Source organism: Lacibacter sp., from assembly GCF_057361365.1.
The window spans coordinates 324,232-341,752 of record NZ_JBMQSG010000022.1 but is presented as its reverse complement, the minus strand read 5'-3'; the positions used below and the strand labels follow the sequence as shown (position 1 = coordinate 341,752).

The 17,521-nt window shown below is 39.7% G+C and carries 19 protein-coding genes; 6 read left to right on the top strand and 13 right to left on the bottom strand.

Features of this window, described 5'->3' with window-relative positions; all coding sequences use genetic code 11:
- Positions 1-18 precede the first annotated feature (18 nt).
- Positions 19-249 carry a 4a-hydroxytetrahydrobiopterin dehydratase gene (locus tag ACO1QW_RS19815; protein ID WP_486261121.1) on the top strand — a complete coding sequence of 77 codons (231 nt, stop codon included), beginning with the start codon at positions 19-21 and terminating at the stop codon, positions 247-249.
- A 23-nt stretch (positions 250-272) separates the two neighbouring features.
- Here ACO1QW_RS19815 and ACO1QW_RS19810 read toward each other — a convergent pair whose 3' ends face one another.
- The 7 genes from ACO1QW_RS19810 to rho form a co-directional block, all read right to left on the bottom strand.
- Positions 273-605, bottom strand: coding sequence for a hypothetical protein (locus ACO1QW_RS19810; RefSeq protein ID WP_486261120.1), 333 nt, complete (start codon positions 603-605; stop codon positions 273-275).
- A gap of 66 nt (positions 606-671) precedes the next feature.
- Positions 672-1,730, bottom strand: coding sequence for a selenide, water dikinase SelD (selD, locus tag ACO1QW_RS19805; protein WP_486261119.1), 1,059 nt, complete (start codon positions 1,728-1,730; stop codon positions 672-674).
- A 23-nt stretch (positions 1,731-1,753) separates the two neighbouring features.
- Complete coding sequence (locus tag ACO1QW_RS19800; RefSeq protein ID WP_486261118.1) at positions 1,754-2,635, bottom strand: hypothetical protein; 882 nt, start codon at positions 2,633-2,635, stop codon at positions 1,754-1,756.
- A 35-nt stretch (positions 2,636-2,670) separates the two neighbouring features.
- Positions 2,671-4,494 (bottom strand): hypothetical protein, encoded by a 1,824-nt coding sequence (locus ACO1QW_RS19795; protein ID WP_486261117.1) that lies wholly within the window; start codon positions 4,492-4,494, stop codon positions 2,671-2,673.
- A 15-nt stretch (positions 4,495-4,509) separates the two neighbouring features.
- Positions 4,510-5,574 carry a tRNA 2-selenouridine(34) synthase MnmH gene (gene mnmH, locus ACO1QW_RS19790; RefSeq protein WP_486261116.1) on the bottom strand — a complete coding sequence of 355 codons (1,065 nt, stop codon included), beginning with the start codon at positions 5,572-5,574 and terminating at the stop codon, positions 4,510-4,512.
- 253 nt (positions 5,575-5,827) lie between these two features.
- The gene (locus ACO1QW_RS19785; RefSeq protein ID WP_486261115.1) at positions 5,828-6,136 is read right to left on the bottom strand and encodes a hypothetical protein; all 309 of its coding nucleotides are present in this window, start codon (positions 6,134-6,136) and stop codon (positions 5,828-5,830) included.
- A gap of 19 nt (positions 6,137-6,155) precedes the next feature.
- On the bottom strand, positions 6,156-7,790 hold the full coding sequence (gene rho, locus ACO1QW_RS19780; protein ID WP_486261114.1) for a transcription termination factor Rho: 1,635 nt from the start codon (positions 7,788-7,790) through the stop codon (positions 6,156-6,158).
- 297 nt (positions 7,791-8,087) lie between these two features.
- Here rho and asnS point away from each other — a divergent pair, with 297 nt between their 5' ends.
- Positions 8,088-9,536, top strand: coding sequence for an asparagine--tRNA ligase (gene asnS / locus ACO1QW_RS19775; RefSeq protein ID WP_486261113.1), 1,449 nt, complete (start codon positions 8,088-8,090; stop codon positions 9,534-9,536).
- Positions 9,537-9,588: 52 nt separating this feature from the next.
- Positions 9,589-10,245: a hypothetical protein gene (locus tag ACO1QW_RS19770; protein ID WP_486261112.1), complete on the top strand. Its 657-nt coding sequence runs from the start codon at positions 9,589-9,591 to the stop codon at positions 10,243-10,245.
- A 1-nt stretch (position 10,246) separates the two neighbouring features.
- On the opposite strand, the gene ACO1QW_RS19765 is transcribed toward ACO1QW_RS19770, so the two are convergent.
- Genes ACO1QW_RS19765 through ACO1QW_RS19750 form a run of 4 tightly spaced genes read right to left on the bottom strand, consistent with a single transcriptional unit; the run spans position 10,247 to position 13,970 of the window.
- Positions 10,247-10,579, bottom strand: coding sequence for a DUF2304 family protein (locus tag ACO1QW_RS19765; protein WP_486261111.1), 333 nt, complete (start codon positions 10,577-10,579; stop codon positions 10,247-10,249).
- On the bottom strand, positions 10,576-11,256 hold the full coding sequence (locus ACO1QW_RS19760; RefSeq protein ID WP_486261110.1) for a glycosyltransferase family 2 protein: 681 nt from the start codon (positions 11,254-11,256) through the stop codon (positions 10,576-10,578). The genes ACO1QW_RS19765 and ACO1QW_RS19760 overlap by 4 nt, the downstream gene beginning before the upstream one ends.
- Before the next feature lie 40 nt (positions 11,257-11,296).
- Complete coding sequence (locus ACO1QW_RS19755) at positions 11,297-12,943, bottom strand: hypothetical protein (RefSeq protein ID WP_486261109.1); 1,647 nt, start codon at positions 12,941-12,943, stop codon at positions 11,297-11,299.
- On the bottom strand, positions 12,915-13,970 hold the full coding sequence (locus tag ACO1QW_RS19750) for a DUF3089 domain-containing protein (RefSeq protein ID WP_486261108.1): 1,056 nt from the start codon (positions 13,968-13,970) through the stop codon (positions 12,915-12,917). The genes ACO1QW_RS19755 and ACO1QW_RS19750 overlap by 29 nt, the downstream gene beginning before the upstream one ends.
- A gap of 67 nt (positions 13,971-14,037) precedes the next feature.
- Between ACO1QW_RS19750 and ACO1QW_RS19745 the strand changes: the two genes are divergently transcribed.
- Together ACO1QW_RS19745 and chrA are read left to right on the top strand one after the other, a co-directional pair.
- The gene (locus ACO1QW_RS19745) at positions 14,038-14,982 is read left to right on the top strand and encodes an isopenicillin N synthase family dioxygenase (protein WP_486261107.1); all 945 of its coding nucleotides are present in this window, start codon (positions 14,038-14,040) and stop codon (positions 14,980-14,982) included.
- A gap of 3 nt (positions 14,983-14,985) precedes the next feature.
- Positions 14,986-16,218, top strand: coding sequence for a chromate efflux transporter (chrA, locus tag ACO1QW_RS19740; protein ID WP_486261614.1), 1,233 nt, complete (start codon positions 14,986-14,988; stop codon positions 16,216-16,218).
- Here the strand turns inward: chrA and nadD are convergent.
- Together nadD and ACO1QW_RS19730 are read right to left on the bottom strand one after the other, a co-directional pair.
- Entirely contained in the window at positions 16,201-16,785 is a 585-nt protein-coding gene (gene nadD / locus ACO1QW_RS19735) for a nicotinate (nicotinamide) nucleotide adenylyltransferase (RefSeq protein ID WP_486261106.1), read from the bottom strand. The two genes, chrA and nadD, sit on opposite strands and share 18 nt — an antisense overlap.
- Before the next feature lie 18 nt (positions 16,786-16,803).
- Positions 16,804-17,031: a FeoA family protein gene (locus tag ACO1QW_RS19730; protein WP_486261105.1), complete on the bottom strand. Its 228-nt coding sequence runs from the start codon at positions 17,029-17,031 to the stop codon at positions 16,804-16,806.
- 55 nt (positions 17,032-17,086) lie between these two features.
- Between ACO1QW_RS19730 and ybeY the strand changes: the two genes are divergently transcribed.
- Positions 17,087-17,521: an rRNA maturation RNase YbeY gene (ybeY, locus tag ACO1QW_RS19725; RefSeq protein WP_486261104.1), complete on the top strand. Its 435-nt coding sequence runs from the start codon at positions 17,087-17,089 to the stop codon at positions 17,519-17,521.

The window sequence follows — 17,521 nt, the reverse complement described above, 5'->3', positions numbered from 1 at the left end:
TCGTTCAATTGAAAGCATATGTGGACAGAAACAGACAATAAGCTCTATCGCAAATTTGAATTTGCAGATTTCTCAGAAGCCTTTGCGTTTATGACACGTGTAGCAATGGAAGCAGAGAAGATGAATCATCATCCGCTCTGGACCAATGTGTGGAATAAAGTTGAAGTTTGGCTCAGTACACACGATGCCGGCGACGTGGTGACCGCAAAAGATAAAAAGCTCGCCGAACGCATCGACAAGCTTTTATAGATCGTTTTACGAATTACAAATTCTTATTTAATAAACTGGAACCATTGCTGAAACAAAGGGCCTAACACCGGCACTGGTTTTTCTTCTCCATTAATAGCCCCCAGCAAACCCAGCACCCAAAGTACAACAAGAAGTATCCACACAATCGGCGATAAAAAGCCAATAAATGCAAAGCCCCAAAATAGCATTCTGAAAAGAATTGAACATGCTACACCCAATAAAATGATTCCAAGGCTTTGTCGTAAATGAAATGTAGCAAGTGATGTTTTAGGATTTAAGTTGCCGTAAGAAACAAAGGCGATGATCCAGCCAATAATGGTAAGATAGCTTACCCAGGCTATCGTTTTTGCGTCCATAATAAAGTTGGTTTAAGTTGTTTACAGGCAACTAATATAATCATCGGGTGCTGTTATTGCAATACGCTAGGCTAAAACCTGCACAACCTTGTCTGCTTTCGGTATAATTCGACCAATGGGCTGTGTAAACACAGCCAGGTTATTTGAAGCAAGAACTTTCTGCACTTCATTTAGCTGTTTTTCTTTTACAGCAATTAATAATCCTCCGTTGGTTTGCGGATCGGGTAAAAGATTAAACGCTTCCATCACATTTACACCCGAACCAAAGCCAACTTTGTTGCTATAACTATTCCAGTTACGGTAAGTAGCATCAGGCACTATACGTTGGGCAGCATATTCCTTTGCTGCTGCAATGAATGGTATGTGTTGATAAGATAACTCTGCAGAAACGCCAGAGCCTTCGCACATTTCAATTAAATGACCGAGCAAACCAAAACCTGTTACATCGGTCATGGCAGTAACAGCATCAAGTTTACCAAGTAGTTCACCAACATTATTCAGTTGTTTCATTTGTGTTGAAGCAATTCCTTTGTGTTCTTCCTTCAACGCATCTCTTTTTTCAGCGGTACTAAGCACGCCCACGCCAATTGGTTTTGTTAGCAGCAATACGTTTCCTTCCTGGGCAGTGTTGTTTTGCTTGAGATGTGATACCTGAATCATTCCACTTACTGCCAGACCAAAAAATGGCTCCGGTGAATCAATGCTGTGCCCACCAGCTAAAGTAATGCCTGCTTCACTACAAATTGTGCGTGCACCATCTAATACCTGTTGGGCAATAGCAGCATGTAATTTTTCAACGGGCCAGCCGAGTATGGCAATGGCGAGTAATGGTTTTCCACCCATGGCATATACATCACTGATAGCATTTGCTGATGCTATTTGGCCAAAGCTGAATGCATCATCAACAATGGGCATAAAGAAATCGGTTGTTGAGATCATGGCCATTCCGTTGCCAAGATCATATACTGCTGCATCATCTTTACTGCTGTTGCCAACCAGCAAATTTTTATCGGTTAGGGTTGATAATGAAGATTGAAGTATTTGTTCAAGTACTGCAGGTGCAATCTTGCATCCGCAACCGGCACCACGTGAAAATTTAGTGAGTCTTATCGTTTCTGAATGCATGCGCAAATGTAAACCAGATCCTGTTACTTTTTTGTAATGCGAACCGCAGCACTTTTCTTGTTATCTGATTTAAACCTGATCTCGTAAACCATGCCTCCTGTTTTTACAACCAACACACCCGTGTTTGGCGGAATAGTTCCCTGGTTTTCTGCAAACAATGTTAGCAGTAAACCTTCCTGCGTTCCCGGAACTGCAAGGGTTTGTTTAATGCCCTTTGTGGTGAGACCAATGCTATTCAGTAAAACATGATTGTTATTAAAAACGGAAACACTGTCGCCATCAATTAAGCCATCATCATACAATTCAATTAAAACAGAATCAGCATCTGTCTCGATTGCTTTTACAATTTCAACTGTTCTTGATGCAAGTTTAACGGAGTCGTTATTGAGTAAATGTTCTTGTTTAGGAGCTGAAGAATTTTCCATTTGCACGGCACCTTTTTCATTCAACACTTTTAATAAACCCGACTTCGATGGATCTTCTTCTCTTTTCAAAAAAGTTTTTCCGCTTTCTTCAAACAATTGCGTCTGTCGTTTATTTGCCTGCTTCCACTCCCCGCTTGTTTCTTTCAATTCTGAATTCAAAAAGAGAATATGTGTTTGCATCACACCGCCTGGCCCCGGCGGATTTTGGTAAATAGTTTTTCTTTCGGTAATAACCATGTAGCCATCAAATAGATTGCCGGTTACTTCACAAACTGCATAGTATTCACCATTTACAAGTGTGGAATAAGAATAACCTGTGATTGAATTCCCTTCCTGGAAGAGGAGTAATTCATATTTGTAGTCAGTACCCTGTTGTAACGGATGATCACTTGTGAATCGCCCACGCCATAGGCCAGCAATATTTTGCGCCGATGAAAAAAGAGTGCAGCAGAGCAGGCCGATTGCAAGAGCGAATTTCATACTACAAAGAAAAAGATTCAATTGCTATTATGCTGTTATTCTTTTCGTTTCAACACAATGGAAGAACTCTTATTAAGCGTTGAAGTAAAATTCACCAGGTAACGTTCATTGCCGGTAGTAACAATCAGCAAACCGGTATTTGGTGGAATGCTTCCGAGGTTTTCTGCGAAAAGTGTTAGCTGAATCACCTCTCCTTTTTTGACAGCAATCGTTTTTTTGTATGCGCTTGCTTTAATGCCAACCTTCGGTACAATAAGTTCATTATTCAGGAACACACTCACGGTATCGCCATCTATTTCACCATTGTCATACAGTGATAACACTACACTGTCTTCAGATACTTCAAGTGCCTCAATAATTTCAACCTGGCGTTTTACAATTACAGGGTTGTTGATAACGGGTGGTTTGCCATCTCCAACTTGTGGTTTGTCGGTAACGTTGCCCGTTGCAACATTGCCTATTGTTGAAATTCCAGATTGACTTGGATTGGTTGTAACGGGATTTGTTACAACAGGTGTGGTTGGTTTTTGTTCTGCGGGTTTAGTTGTGGCCGCTGTTGAATTCTGTGGCGGATTATTTGTTGTACCAGTGTTGGAGGTTGGTTTATTATTAGAAGCAACTGAGCCGGTTGGTTGTGGAGTCGTTGTTGCAGGTTTGTTATTGCTAGCAGCAGCTGACTGGTTTTGTGTTGGTGGCGTTACAGTTTGCTTGTTTGTTGTAACTGGTTGCTGTTGTGGTTTTGTTGTTGGTTGCTGGGGGTTATTAGTTGCGACCGATGTTTTAGTGATACTGTCTTTTGTTGGTACAGGTTTATTCTGCTGCTGTGTTACAACGCTGTTGTTAGCAGTGTTGTTTGGTTTGTTTGTATTGTTTGCGATAGCCTGGTTTTGGGTTGGTGTAACCACTGGTGGTTTATTGTTAATTGGCTGATTGGCTGCTGCAGTAGTTGGTTTTGTGGTTTGTTGTTGTGGGTTGTTCACAGCAACAGAGGTTTTATTCACCGTATCTTTTGCTGTATTTCCAGTTGCTGAGTTTTGAACCGGTTTAGTGGTTGACGACTGCGGATTATTTACGGCAACAGAAGTTTTGTTTACTGTATCCTTCGGTGTTGTAACTACAGGTTTGTTCTGAGGAGAAATCGTTGTTGTGTTTTGATTTACTGCAACATCATTGGGCTTGGGTTTTGTTTCCTGCGGCTTAGTAACAACGACAGCATTCGCAGAGGAATCTTTTGTTGCTACTACTTCTGGTTTATTTTGCGTTGTTGTATTAACTGTTGGCTTGTTGTTCGGCTGATTTGTAACCACATCTGTCGGTTGCGGTTTTGTCGGTGTTGATACATACACAGGTTTAGCTTCATCAAACAACATTTCTTTTGAGAGCTGCTTTTCTTCCAGTCGTTTGTATAATTGTGTTGCTAAGTAATTACGTTCCCTGTTTACAATCAATGAACCCGGCAATGCATAATTATTTCGCCACGCCGATGTACTCCATTCTCCATGTAAGACGGATGCTGTATCAACAATGTCTTGAACATTGAACATATAAACAGTTTTAATGCCCTTTGTTTTTTCTTTGAAATTGTTGGAAACGGATTTTTCATCTTCAACGATCAACACGTTGTCTTTTATCCTGGCTTTTACTTTTACGAGATTATAGTACAATACATCGTCGATCAAAAACAGGCGCTGACAGTAACCATACAGTTCGCCGTTTTTTTCTTTAAGTGTAAGTTCAAAATCAACCGTGTATTTTAAACTATCGGAAACCATCTTTCCTTTGTACACGCCCGTTACAACTTGCGATTTGCCAAAGAATGAAAAGAAGCAAAAAAGGAAAAGAAGTAAAAAGTTTTTCATGACCTGGTTTTTGAGCTAAGCCTGCAGCTGTAAAAGTTGTTTAATATTGGATTCCTGTACGGTTTCGCAGGGTATCTTTATTAATAACGCCTCAAGGCCCTCTCTATTATGCAAACCCTTTGAATACCACTTGTCGTAATAGGTGAGTAAGATACGAAAACAATCTTCCACACGGTCTTCAACAAGTGCATTGATCGCTTCCTTGGTTTCTAACCCTCCCAGCCTCTTTTTAATGCGAATGATGGCATTTACAAGTCGCTCACGCTCATGTTTTCCGTATTCAGCTACAATATGTTGCAGGCGCTCTTCAAAAGGGATATCAATAAAATATACCTGTGATGTGCGCATTTGTTTCCAGATGTTGATGGGAGTATTTACATCGCCAATACGCTGACTTTCGTCCTCAAGCCAAATTGGATCAGCCTTTTTTCGTGCAGCTGATAGGGCAAGTGCCAGCTTGTTTTCAAACTGCTCCTGCGATGGTTGTTGCGGCATACCCAAATTGCCGAAAGCCGAACCTTTGTGATGTGCCAACCCTTCAAGGTCAATTATATTCTCACCGCTTTTTCCGAGTTTCTCCAGCAATGGCGTTTTTCCCGAGCCCGTAAAACCTGCCAGTATGCGAAAGGAATAAGTTTGTTCAAACTGTTCAAGCGCCCATCTGCGGAACGATTTATATCCACCAGCAAGTGTATACACTTTAAATCCGTAAAGATCCAGAAGCCAGGCAACGCCTCCGCTGCGCATGCCTCCACGCCAGCAGTGAACCAATATGCAATTATCAACAGGCAAATCCTTGCCTCTTGCTTTTTGCCAATTGGCAATTATTGTTTCTGCTTCTTCCACCATGCCCCGCATCTTCATGCCAAAATAGGCAAGACCGATCTTGATTGCCTCCTCTCTGCTTTGTTGTTTGTAAGCAGTGCCTACCACTTTACGTTCTTCATCAGAGAACAAGGGAAATGAATGTGCTCCAGGAATATGTGCATGCTTATACTCTCCCGGGCTGCGTACGTCCAACACCGGGTAAGTAGTAGCAAGAGATAAAAACTCGTCGATATTTATTTTTTGGAGAGCCATAACTACAACACGCTAATTTATTTATTTCGCCTGGCCACAACAATGGAGATAAGCCAAAGCAAAAGAGAAATACAGAAGAAGACTATTGTAAGTTGTTTGGCAGTTTGAAAGAGTTGCAGGTTGCTGGTAAAAAACCAGGCGTAGCACATCACAAGAAATGCAAGCATGCCGAATGCCCTGCTGATATTACCGAAGTTTTGAAGCATAGTACAAAGTAAAAAGTCCTGCAGTTTTCTACAGGACTTTGGTATGTTTAGTTTTCTTTGATCTGGATATTTACTTCTTTTCCCTTCTTCTCCACTTTTATCTTTCCACCATCTCCGGCTTTAAGCTCAACTTTTCCATCCTTCCCTTCAATCTTAATACCATCGGTAGAATTGATCTTTATACTTCCGGAATCATCTCCTTTAATAGAGATACCTTCTTCGCTGATCTTTATTTCACCAGAATCGCCTTTGATCTCAATCTTCGATTCACTGCTTTGTTTTTCATTATCTGATCGCTGCGAATCGCCGCAACCGATCATTGCAAATAATAATGCTGAAAGAAAAAAGTATTTCATAATAAGTGTTTTAAAGTTATCAACCATTCATGCTGATGAGGAACTCGTTGTTATCCTTTGTACCACGCATGTGTTGTAATAACGTATTGATGGCTTCTTCCGTATTCATATCGGCCAAATGTTTGCGCAACACCCACATACGTTTTGATGTGTCTTTATCGAGCAATAGATCATCACGACGAGTACTTGAAGCAACGATATCAATTGCAGGGAACACACGTCTGTTGGCAAGTTTACGATCAAGAGCCAATTCCATGTTACCTGTTCCTTTAAATTCTTCAAAGATCACCTCATCCATTTTACTACCTGTATCAACAAGTGCTGTTGCAATGATGGTCAACGATCCGCCATTTTCAATTTTACGTGCAGCACCAAAGAATTGTTTTGGCTTTTGCATTGCATTTGCTTCAACACCACCACTCAATACTTTACCACTTGATGGCGCAACTGTATTGTGTGCACGTGCCAAACGTGTAATAGAATCCAGGAGAATAATTACATCATGACCGCACTCAACCAAACGTTTTGCTTTTTGTAAAGCGATGGTACTAACCTTCACGTGTTTTTCTGCAGGTTCATCAAATGTGCTGGCAATAACTTCTGCTTTTACACTACGCTCCATATCGGTTACCTCTTCAGGACGTTCATCAACCAATACGATCATCAAGTAACATTCGGGATGATTTTCCGCAATCGCATTTGCAAGTTCTTTCAACAACATTGTTTTACCAGTTTTTGGCTGGGCAACAATCAATCCACGCTGGCCTTTACCAATTGGGGTAAACAGATCCATGATACGTGTGCTGTAGTTGTTAGAAGTAGTAGAAAGATTTAATTTCTCGTATGGAAACAACGGTGTGAGATAATCAAATGGAACACGGTCACGCACTTCATCAGGACGCTTTCCGTTGATCGTATCAACTTTTAATAAAGCAAAATATTTTTCACCTTCTTTTGGAGGACGAACGGAACCATAAACCGTATCGCCGGTTTTTAATCCAAATAATTTTATTTGAGACGGAGAAACATAAACATCATCGGGGCTCGACAGGTAGTTGTAATCACTGCTGCGGAGGAAGCCATATCCATCGGGCATCATTTCCAATACACCTTCACCTTGTATTACACCATCAAACTCAATGTTGAAAGCCTGTTCACGTTTATTCGGAAATTGTCGTTGTTGTTGATGCGTTTGGGGGCGCTCATTCGGTTGAGGATTTTCAGCTTCTTGGTTTGATTCTGCTAACTGCTCGCCTAATTCCATCTCTGGCGGACCGGCTACAAAATCATCTTCACCTGGCAAGGTAAAACCTGGTGGTATAATAGGTTGAGGGATTTCAGCTTTTTTAAGCACTTTTTTTGGCGCAGCTGCCGGAGCTTCTTCTTTCTTTTTACGGGTTTTTGGTGCAACATCTTTATCGCCACTTTCAACAACTGCTTCTTCTGTGCCTGAGGCGGTAGTTGTCTTTACAATACGTTTGCGCTTTTTTTCGTCTGTGCCTTTGTTTTCACTTGCCATAACAGCTTGATTATCGAGTATTTTATAAATGAGTTGTTGCTTATCGAGTTTTTTAGCACCAGCAATTTTTAATTGTTCGGCCACGTCCAGCAACTCAGGAACGAGCATATCGTTCAATTGGAGAATGTCGTACATAAAAGATTAATTCATTAACACGGAATGGTAAAGTCTTGGACTTTTTTTTAGATCTGAAAGTATGTATTGAAATAAGTTAAGGGAACCTGGAGCGACCGAATTTGATGAGCTTTTGGAAGATCGGATTTGTAAATATCAGTCGGAATCCAATGCAATGTTACGGGAAAATCAGAAAAAAGGAAAAAAAATTACAGGCGCAGTTTCTTTTAACAAAAATCAGAATGTGAGTCATACGACAGAAAATGAAAGCTTAGTGATGGTCAATAATTATCTTTGCCGCTCAAAATTTCAGCGTTTATGTTTAACAAAAGGGTTAAAATCAAAGAATTGCTTAGCCAGGAACCACAGCAACAGGAAGTAACGGTTATGGGTTGGGTGCGTACGTTTCGCAATAACCAGTTTATTGCGTTGAATGATGGCAGCACTAATAACAACCTGCAGGTGGTGCTTGAGTTGGGCAAGTTTGATGATGAATTGCTGAAAAGAATTACCACATCTGCATCATTGAAAGTAACAGGAATAGTCATTCCTTCATTGGGCAAAGGTCAGATCCTGGAAGTGAAGGCAAGCATTTTGGAAATACTGGGAGACAGTGATGCTGAAAAATATCCGCTTCAACCCAAGAAGCATAGTCTTGAATTTTTGCGTGAGATAGCACACCTACGTTTTCGCACCAATACATTTGGTTCGGTATTTCGTCTTCGTCATGCATTAGCATTTGCAGTGCATAAATTCTATAATGAAAAGGGGTTTGTTTACCTGCATACACCGATCGTTACTGCAAGTGATGCAGAAGGTGCAGGTGAAATGTTTCGTGTAACAACATTGCCTTTTGATAATCCTCCACGTAATGAAGATGGTACCGTAAATTTCAAAGAAGATTTCTTTGGACGCTCTTCAAACTTAACTGTAAGTGGGCAGCTTGAAGGTGAATTGGGCGCAACAGCGTTTGGTGAGATCTATACATTTGGTCCAACCTTCCGTGCAGAGAATTCAAATACAGCCCGCCATCTTGCTGAGTTCTGGATGATAGAACCAGAAATGGCTTTCTGTGATCTGGAAGACAACATGAATCTTGCAGAAGAGTTTATCAAATACATCATTCGTTATGCAATGGAAAATAACAGGGAAGACCTTGAGTTTCTTGCACAACGTTTGGCCGATGAAGAAAAGCAATTGCCACAAGACAAGCGCAGTGAATTTGGTTTGATCGAAAAACTTGAGTTTGTACTTAACAACGATTTCGAGCGTATTACTTACACCCAGGCGATCGATATATTATTACAATCACCTGCATATAAAAAGAAGAAGTTTCAATACGAAGTGAAGTGGGGTATTGATATGCAGAGTGAACACGAGCGCTACCTCGTTGAAAAGCATTTTAAAAAACCTGTTATCGTTACAAATTACCCTGCCGCTATTAAGGCATTTTATATGCGACATGATGATGGTTGCGAACCAGGAAAAGAAACGGTTGCCGCCATGGATATTCTTGCACCGGGCATTGGTGAAATTGTTGGTGGTTCACAACGTGAAGAGCGCATGGATAAGCTCATGAAGCGTATGGAAGAAATGCATGTGCCTGCTGAAGAATTATGGTGGTATCTCGATACACGTAGGTTTGGTACAGTGCCACATGCAGGTTTTGGGTTAGGTTTCGAGCGCATGGTGCAATTTGTAACAGGTATGGGTAACATCCGTGATGTGATCGCTTTCCCTCGTACGCCGAAGAACTGTGAGTTTTAAGCAACAAGCAGCGCTCAAAGGCGTTTTATTATCTTTATACAAAACCTGAACCATGCAAAAAACGCTTTTTATCTGTACGATACTGTTTATTGTTCTTACTGCCGGTAATTGTAAGAAGCCATCAACTCCTGATCCCACACCTGCTTCTACTTATCAGCCAACTACTACTGGCAGTGAATGGAATTATACTACAACTGGGACAACTGCTTCCGGTTCTGCAAATGGGACTTATACACTTAAAGCTACCTCAAAAGACAGTATTTCAAATGGCAAAACATTCAGAGTGTTTACAAATTCTGCTGGCGCAAATGAATATTATGTAAAGGTTGGGAATGATTATTCAAGGATATCGTCGTTGGCGTCCTTAACGAATCAAGTTGAACTTTTATATTTAAAGGATAACCTGAGTGCAGGTGCGAGCTGGAGTGAAACAAAGAATGTTACGGTTAGCGGAAACCCAGCTACTGTAAATGTAACTTATACGATAGTTAGTAATAAGTTTGATACTTCATTTAATGGAAATACTTTTAAAGATTGTATTCGAATCAAAGTGAATCCAGACATAGGCTTTCCTTTTCAGCAAAATGATATTTGGTATTTGTTTGCAAAAAATGTAGGAATGATTGCAAATAAGGTTCGAGTGAAATTTGATTTGCTTGCAGTGAATGTTGATACACAGACCAAGCTTGAAACGTTTGTGATTAAGTAAATTATTTCTTCAATAGATTTTCAGTTTCATCTATGGCCTGTTTTCTGATCAGTTCAGTGATCTGCTGTTCCAGCTTGCGCATACGTGCATATAATTTCAATATTACAAAGTAGAACAGCACAATACCGATGTATAGCACCAAATCGGTACCACGGCCAACTCCGAGCTTTTTAGCCAACACACTTGTCCAATCGGGGAATAGAATGAATAATACGGCTGCAGTTACCAGAATAAAGAGCAGCAATACATCTGCAATTCGGTTACGTAGACGAACAAAGTAAAATAATCCCGTAAAGAGGAATCCGATGATGAGTATGAATTGTATGGGTGTCATCGCAATAGTTTATGTAAAAGTAAATCGAAAAGGATACGAACGCTGTTCCAGGCCGATTGACCTTTTGCTTTTGAGTAATTTGTATACTGCACGTCAACAGGCGCTTCTGTAAATTTTAGCTTGTGTTTTTTAACCAACAATAATATTTCAGATGCATGCGCCATTCCGTTTTCTGTAATGCGAATTACTTCTGCTGCTTTTCTATTAAAGGCCCTCAAGCCGTTATGTGCATCTGTAAGTAAAAGTCCTGTAAAAATAAAATTTACGTAACGGGCACAGGTAAGGAGAATAGAACGGGCGAAAGGTAATGATGACTGTTTTGAGAGAAAGCGGGAACCAAAGACAATATCAGCTTTGTTATTTAAAATTGGCTGGAGTAAATGTTCAATGTCGTGCGAATTATGCTGACCATCTGCATCAAAATGCACAATGTAGTCGGCACCTTTTCCTAAAGCATATTGCGTTCCCGTTTCAAGTGCTGCGCCTTGTCCAAGATTTTGTTGATGACGAATAAAAGTAATGGGAAGCTCGGCAATAAATTTTGACTGGTTATTTTGTGAGCCATCATCTACAACGATTAGATTATAGCCTTTATATAAAAGCTGTTCTATAGTGGAGCGAAGTACAGCTTCTTCATTAAAGGATGGAATAATGATAAATATTGCGGAGCTGCTCATATTAGATGATAAAGATAAATAAGACGGTGCTGTTTATAGACTATTCAGGATTGATGATAGTGGAATAGATAATACAGTTTGGTCTGTAAAGAATAGGTGTGGCATTATAGCTTTGCAAAAAGGCTGCTTCTTGTTCTGACTTTTCTTTTTGACAGATGATAAGTAAACGTGTTTTTTTCCTAGTTTTTAACTTAACATCAGTGATCTGGTCAATTTTGTTTGTAATTGCTACGTTTTTGAGATAAGGAAAAAACGAAAAATAGGGTTCGCTATAAGTTACCACGGTAGGCATTTCATCTTTGGATAAGGTACAGAGATAGTTATATACTGCAGCCCTGTCAAGTCTGTTACTTAATTCTTTGTCTGGAATATTGTTAGTTATTACGTTGTAACCAAATTTCAACGTAAGACCGAGGTTATAAATCATTATAATGATAAACAATGTTTTAAATGTTGTCTTAAAAGTAATGGACACGGTTGGCCATATTTTCTGCACCGTCCAGAACATAAGCAATAATAATAATAGGCTCGGTAAAATATAATATCTCCCTTCATTAACATAAGTCCACCCATTTGGTGCTCCTGAGCGACTATTGTGGGTTAATGATAATGCTACTAAAATCAAAACAGGTAGTAGTAATAATGGTATGAATGAAAGGACAGAGAGGGTTTTTCTTTGCTGCTGTTGATTTTCCTGTTTTTTTTGATTTCGTAGAGTAGAAAGCAATATTCGCAAAGCGAAAGTCACAAAGACAATGAGACAGGTTGCAGAAAAGGTGAAATAATAAAACCGGGACGGATAAATAATATCTTTCCAGGTGTTTTCTATATATGAAATATTGATAAATGCTTTAAAAAAGAAAGGATAGGTATTTTGAAGGTTAAAAGGGAAAAAGCCTGTTTTGTCCATAGCAACGGCTTGATTAATTGGTTGAGCTGTGTAAACAGAAAGGAACGCCTCTTGGATAAATATGAATAGAAGAACCAGGAATACCGATAGTGTCGAGCGCTTTAATAGATTTTTGTCTTTAAGATACAATGCTGATGCAACTAAATATAAGGGGTAAAAGAGGCTAATAGGATAATATTGATAACGAAAGGCAGAAGGTAAAAAAAATATGAATGAGCCCAATAAGACTCGAGAGGCTCCGACAAAGTTGTGATTGTTTAGCTGTTTTACCATGAAGAATGTTGCCCATATGGAAAAAAAAGCAGCTGTTAGGTCGCTAAAGCCGGGCCGTTTGATTAATTCCGGATTAAGGGCGAGTACGATAAAAATATATATGATGTAAACGGGTTTTAAGCCAATTTCTTTACAGAGCAAGTAGAGTATCGATACAAGCGCAACAAGAACGAGCGTCATCATTAAAAATTCTGTTGCGGGGTGCCCGCCAGTAAGTTTTAAAAAGAGTGCTGTAAGGGAGGTCACCAAGGGGGGCCACAAACGTAATCCCTCAAAATAGAAGTTTGACAAATCCTCGGATGTTGATTTGATAAAACCCATTCCATGCCCATCTATGAGATTTTGCGCTGCTGAATTTATCAGCATATAATCGGTCATATGAAGTGGAAAGAAATAGAATAGAAGAAGACGAATTATAAAGGCAACCAGTATTACAATTTGCAGCTGTCGGGTTATAGTCATTGGAATAACTGCTTTAAAGGCTGTTGGAATTTCGATACGCATCAATTCTTTCTCTCACATTTTTCCGTATTGAATAATAGAAGAGATTTATGTCACCTGCATGATAATTTTTCGTTCGCATAAAAATGCCGTAGAAAAATCTAGGTCTGTTTGTCCATACAACTCCCTCATGAATTCTTGCGCCATTTGTATGTTTGTATTGTTTATTAAACTTAAATAAGACAGCTCCTTTGTTTTCTTTTCTTGAAACAGCTGAATCAGACTGCGACCAGGTCAATGGATTTGTTGATTTGATTTGTCCCTTTTCTATTTGCACATAGTCAGGAATATATCCTTCCCGAAATGTGCGCCATGTAGCAAAACAATTCGTGTGTGTAGGTGTTTGGCAGGGCTGCAAAACTGAAAAATAATTTTCAGGCACTCCCAAACCAATTATGTATGCACAAACAAGCCTGTTATTTAGGGGCTTGTTTTCAAAAAATTCTTCTAACAGCTTTCCTGCATGATAGGTTCCCTGGCTGTGCGACGCAATAATGATGGGCCTGTTGTTATTGTGGTTTGCGAGATAATAAGAAAACGCTTTTTTCACATCAGCATACGCAAGTTCCAAAGCGGCTTTTGACTGAGGAGAATCAATTGAGAAAAAGGAATAGATATGTGCTTGTCGGTATCTAGGTGCAAACACACGACAACTTCCATTAAAGACGGTTGCCTGGTAAAGTATAGACCCATAATCCGTTTTTGTATTTAGATAAGCATCGTTTAACTGTGCATTCCAAACAGTGCCAGCTAATTCTTTTGATGTTAATGTCGTGGGATGAATAAAGAACACATCTGCTGAACTATCTCTGCGTTCTGTCAGTAATGGTTTTGGTATACTATCGGAAGGATCTTTTTTGAATGGGTGAGCAGCCCAGAATCGCAGTTGTGAATAATCAGGAATGCTGTCGGCATTGGTAAATTCTTTTTCGTATTCCTGAATATGTGAGAGGAAGGATGGCTTGCACGCAGTGAATAAAAACTGGGTGAAAATTAATACAAGGAAAAAACCTTTCGTTGATTCAATCAATTTTGTAATTTTTGCAAACCAAACCTAATTGAAATACACCAATACTTTATAATTAAAAACTTTAATTATGACAATTCCAGTAGTTGATCTTGCCGAATTTACAAGTGGTGACCCGGTTTTGAAACAGAAGTTCGTTAACGAGCTAGGGAAGGCGTATGAAGAAGTTGGTTTTGTTGCTGTAAAGAACCATGGCGTTCCCGATCATCTGATTGCTGATCTATATAAATATGTGCAGCAATTTTTTTCTCTTCCCCTTGAAAAGAAAAGAGAATATGAAATCCCGGAATTGGCGGGTCAACGTGGATACACATCTTTTGGAAAGGAACATGCAAAAGGTAGTGATGCTCCCGATTTGAAGGAGTTTTTTCAATATGGACAAAAAGCAGAAGGAGAGGAATATGTGCCTGAGGAATACCCGGAGAATGTGAAGGTTTCAGAAATTCCTGCATTCAATCCTACTTTTCACAGTGCATATCGTTCCTTTGAGGAGTCGGGAAAAAAATTATTGCAAGCCATCGCTTTGTACCTTGGACTTGATGAATTTTATTTTGATAGTTGGGTGCGAAACGGAAACTCGATATTAAGGGCAATACATTATCCACCGATTACGAACGAACCGAAGAGTGCAATAAGGGCCGAGCAACATGAAGACATAAATCTGATTACATTGTTGGTTGGCGCATCTGCCGATGGCCTGCAAATACTAACCAAACAAAATGATTGGGTGGGCGTAACATCGTTACCGGAGCAGATTGTTGTCAATGTAGGTGACATGTTGCAACGTCTCACAAATAATAAATTACGGTCAACAACTCATCGTGTTGTTAATCCTCCAAGAGAATTGTGGCATACATCAAGGTTTTCTATTCCTTTTTTTCTTCACCCTAAAGGCAACATGTCTTTGGCCTGTTTGGATAGTTGCATTGATAACGAGAACCCGAAACATTATCCTGATGCCACGGCGGGTGAATATCTTGATGAACGTTTACGGGAAATTGGTTTAAAGAAATAACACATTAAATCCTTCGACCTGAAATTTATCCGACACATCCCTTTTTTAAAAGCGGTACTAATTTATACGCTTACCGCTTTCGGCGGCCCGCAAGGTCATATCGGGATGTTGATGAAAATTTTTGTAAAGAAGCGCCGTGATGTAACTGAGCACGAACTCACTGAAATTATTTCTTTTTGTCAACTCTTGCCCGGCGCCAGCTCTACACAAACCATTACTTTAATTGGATACAAAAGAGGAGGTCTGCCCTTAGCTGTGATGACCTTGTTTATCTGGATTTTTCCTGCGTGCTTTATTATGGGATCTTTGTCTTTTTTTGTGCATTACCTCGACAAGCGGGCGCTACATACCGATATATTCAAATTTCTTCAACCCATGGCGGTGGGCTTCCTTATTTATGCTACATGGAATGCTTATAAAACAGCGGTCACAAGTACAATTACCCGGGTTATCATGATCGTGGCCGCAATAGCGGTATACCTGTTTATTAAAACACCGTGGGTGTTTCCGATAATTCTTGCTTTTGCTGGTGTTGTTACCAATTTTCATAAGCAACGGATTCCACAACATGAGGTGGTTCGTAAAAAAATAAAATGGCGAAATATCTGGATGTTTGCTCTCGTTTTTGTGCTTGCCGGGTTTCTGAGTGAAACAGCACGAAAACAACAATGGGAAAACAGGAGGGCATTCAATCTCTTTGAAAATTTTTACCGTTTTGGAAGTTTGGTTTTTGGTGGAGGACAGGTGCTTGTTCCAATGATGTACGAGCAATATGTGATAAGGGAAAAAACACAATACATGACGGGTGAAGAACTGTTGACTGGTGCAGGTTTTGTACAAGGGATTCCTGGTCCCGTTTTTTCAATGGCATCGTACACCGGGGGAATGGCCATGCGTGATCTTGGAAAAGAAAGTCAGGTGGTTGGTACAATCATCGGCGCAGTGGCGATATTTCTTCCGAGTTTATTATTGGTCTTGTTTTTTTTCCCGATCTGGAACAATTTGAAAAAATATGCAGTTGTCTATAGATCACTTGAGGGAATTAATGCTGCTACTGTGGGGTTAATGGCAGCTTCTGCCTTTTACGTGGCAAGAGATATTTCTATCCTTGAAATGAATGCGATCAGTTATTTAAACCTGATTGTTATCTTTTCTACAACAATCCTTCTGTCAATTTCGAAAATTCCACCTCCAATTATTGCAGTAGTGTGTTTGCTGCTAGGATGGATTTTTTAGCTTGTAATAACCTGCGGATTCTATTTCGTCTGCCACAACATCGGGAACAAGAAAACGAATAGATTTTCCACGGACAATCAACTCACGGATATGTGTAGCCGAAATTTCCAGGAGAGGAGCATTTAATGTGTGCAATTCTTTAACCTGATGATTGGCAACGGTGAAGCCGGGCCTTGTATAAACGTAGATGGGAAAGTTTTGCATGATGTGTTCAGCGTTTTTCCATTTCTCCAGGTTTTGCAAGCTATCACTTCCCATGATGATGGAAAACGAGTGCTGGGGATATTTTTCTTTTAAATACGTGAGAGTAGTAATGGTGTAAGATGGTTTCGGTAATCGAAATTCTATGTCTACAGCTTTAAGCAACGGACTTTTTTGAATAGCAAGGTTTACAAGATGTAATCGGTCATACTCATTTAAGAGTTGTTTTTGTTGCTTAAAGGGGTTTTGGGGAGATACTATAAACCAAACTTGGGAAAGATCAGATTCGTTAAGAATATGTTGAGCGATAATAAGATGCCCTGTATGAACAGGATTAAAAGAACCAAAGTACAATCCTATTTGCATTAAACAATTGATTTATAATTAGTTAAGTGGATTAACCACGATGCTTTCGGCTTCTTCAATTCGTAAACTTAATCTATAACCCGCCACTTTTATGCTAATCGGATCGCCGAGAGGGGCCTGCATCTCCATAGACACTTCCTCACCAGGTACACATCCCATTTCCATCAACTTGAGAAAAATTTCGTCATTTTCAAAAGATATTATGACGGCCTTTTGCCCCGGTTGCAATTCAGATAATCTTTTCATATTCAGATGCAAAAGTATTGGTTCCTGAAGTCAAACTTTTCCGAATTTTGATGTTATGCAGAAAGCCGCTGTTAATTTTTTTTACCAGGACGTAAAGTTTTCATTTGCCGATCGGCGCAGATTAAAGGATTTCCTGGTTCAGCTGTTTTTGAAAGAAGGGTGTCGGCTTGAATATGTAAATGTTATTTTCTGCACGGATGAAGCTCTCTTGCAAATCAATAGAGATTTTCTTCAACACGACTATTATACCGATATCATCACGTTTCCAATTAATGAAAGGGACGATGCAATTCAAGCAGAGTTATATATTAGTATTGATCGGATAAGAGACAATTCCCGGCTGACTAAAACTTCATTTAAGGAGGAACTACATCGGGTTATTTTTCACGGATGCCTCCATCTAACAGGCTATGGAGATAAGTCTTCACAACAAATTAAGAAGATGAGGGAACGGGAAGAGCATTATTTGCGTTTATACTTCCTGAAATAA

Bases quoted from the DNA above. Each gene is read 5' to 3' on its own strand.
- ACO1QW_RS19815 (WP_486261121.1), top strand. From the start codon at position 19: ATGTGGACAGAAACAGACAATAAGCTCTATCGCAAATTTGAATTTGCA.
- asnS (WP_486261113.1), top strand. From the start codon at position 8,088: ATGTTTAACAAAAGGGTTAAAATCAAAGAATTGCTTAGCCAGGAACCA.
- selD (WP_486261119.1), bottom strand. From the start codon at position 1,730: ATGCATTCAGAAACGATAAGACTCACTAAATTTTCACGTGGTGCCGGT.
- ACO1QW_RS19745 (WP_486261107.1), top strand. From the start codon at position 14,038: ATGACAATTCCAGTAGTTGATCTTGCCGAATTTACAAGTGGTGACCCG.
- ACO1QW_RS19810 (WP_486261120.1), bottom strand. From the start codon at position 605: ATGGACGCAAAAACGATAGCCTGGGTAAGCTATCTTACCATTATTGGC.
- ACO1QW_RS19760 (WP_486261110.1), bottom strand. From the start codon at position 11,256: ATGAGCAGCTCCGCAATATTTATCATTATTCCATCCTTTAATGAAGAA.
- rho (WP_486261114.1), bottom strand. From the start codon at position 7,790: ATGTACGACATTCTCCAATTGAACGATATGCTCGTTCCTGAGTTGCTG.
- ACO1QW_RS19755 (WP_486261109.1), bottom strand. From the start codon at position 12,943: ATGCGTATCGAAATTCCAACAGCCTTTAAAGCAGTTATTCCAATGACT.
- nadD (WP_486261106.1), bottom strand. From the start codon at position 16,785: ATGCAAATAGGATTGTACTTTGGTTCTTTTAATCCTGTTCATACAGGG.
- ACO1QW_RS19795 (WP_486261117.1), bottom strand. From the start codon at position 4,494: ATGAAAAACTTTTTACTTCTTTTCCTTTTTTGCTTCTTTTCATTCTTT.
- mnmH (WP_486261116.1), bottom strand. From the start codon at position 5,574: ATGGCTCTCCAAAAAATAAATATCGACGAGTTTTTATCTCTTGCTACT.
- ACO1QW_RS19730 (WP_486261105.1), bottom strand. From the start codon at position 17,031: ATGAAAAGATTATCTGAATTGCAACCGGGGCAAAAGGCCGTCATAATA.
- ybeY (WP_486261104.1), top strand. From the start codon at position 17,087: ATGCAGAAAGCCGCTGTTAATTTTTTTTACCAGGACGTAAAGTTTTCA.
- ACO1QW_RS19800 (WP_486261118.1), bottom strand. From the start codon at position 2,635: ATGAAATTCGCTCTTGCAATCGGCCTGCTCTGCTGCACTCTTTTTTCA.
- ACO1QW_RS19765 (WP_486261111.1), bottom strand. From the start codon at position 10,579: ATGACACCCATACAATTCATACTCATCATCGGATTCCTCTTTACGGGA.
- ACO1QW_RS19770 (WP_486261112.1), top strand. From the start codon at position 9,589: ATGCAAAAAACGCTTTTTATCTGTACGATACTGTTTATTGTTCTTACT.
- ACO1QW_RS19785 (WP_486261115.1), bottom strand. From the start codon at position 6,136: ATGAAATACTTTTTTCTTTCAGCATTATTATTTGCAATGATCGGTTGC.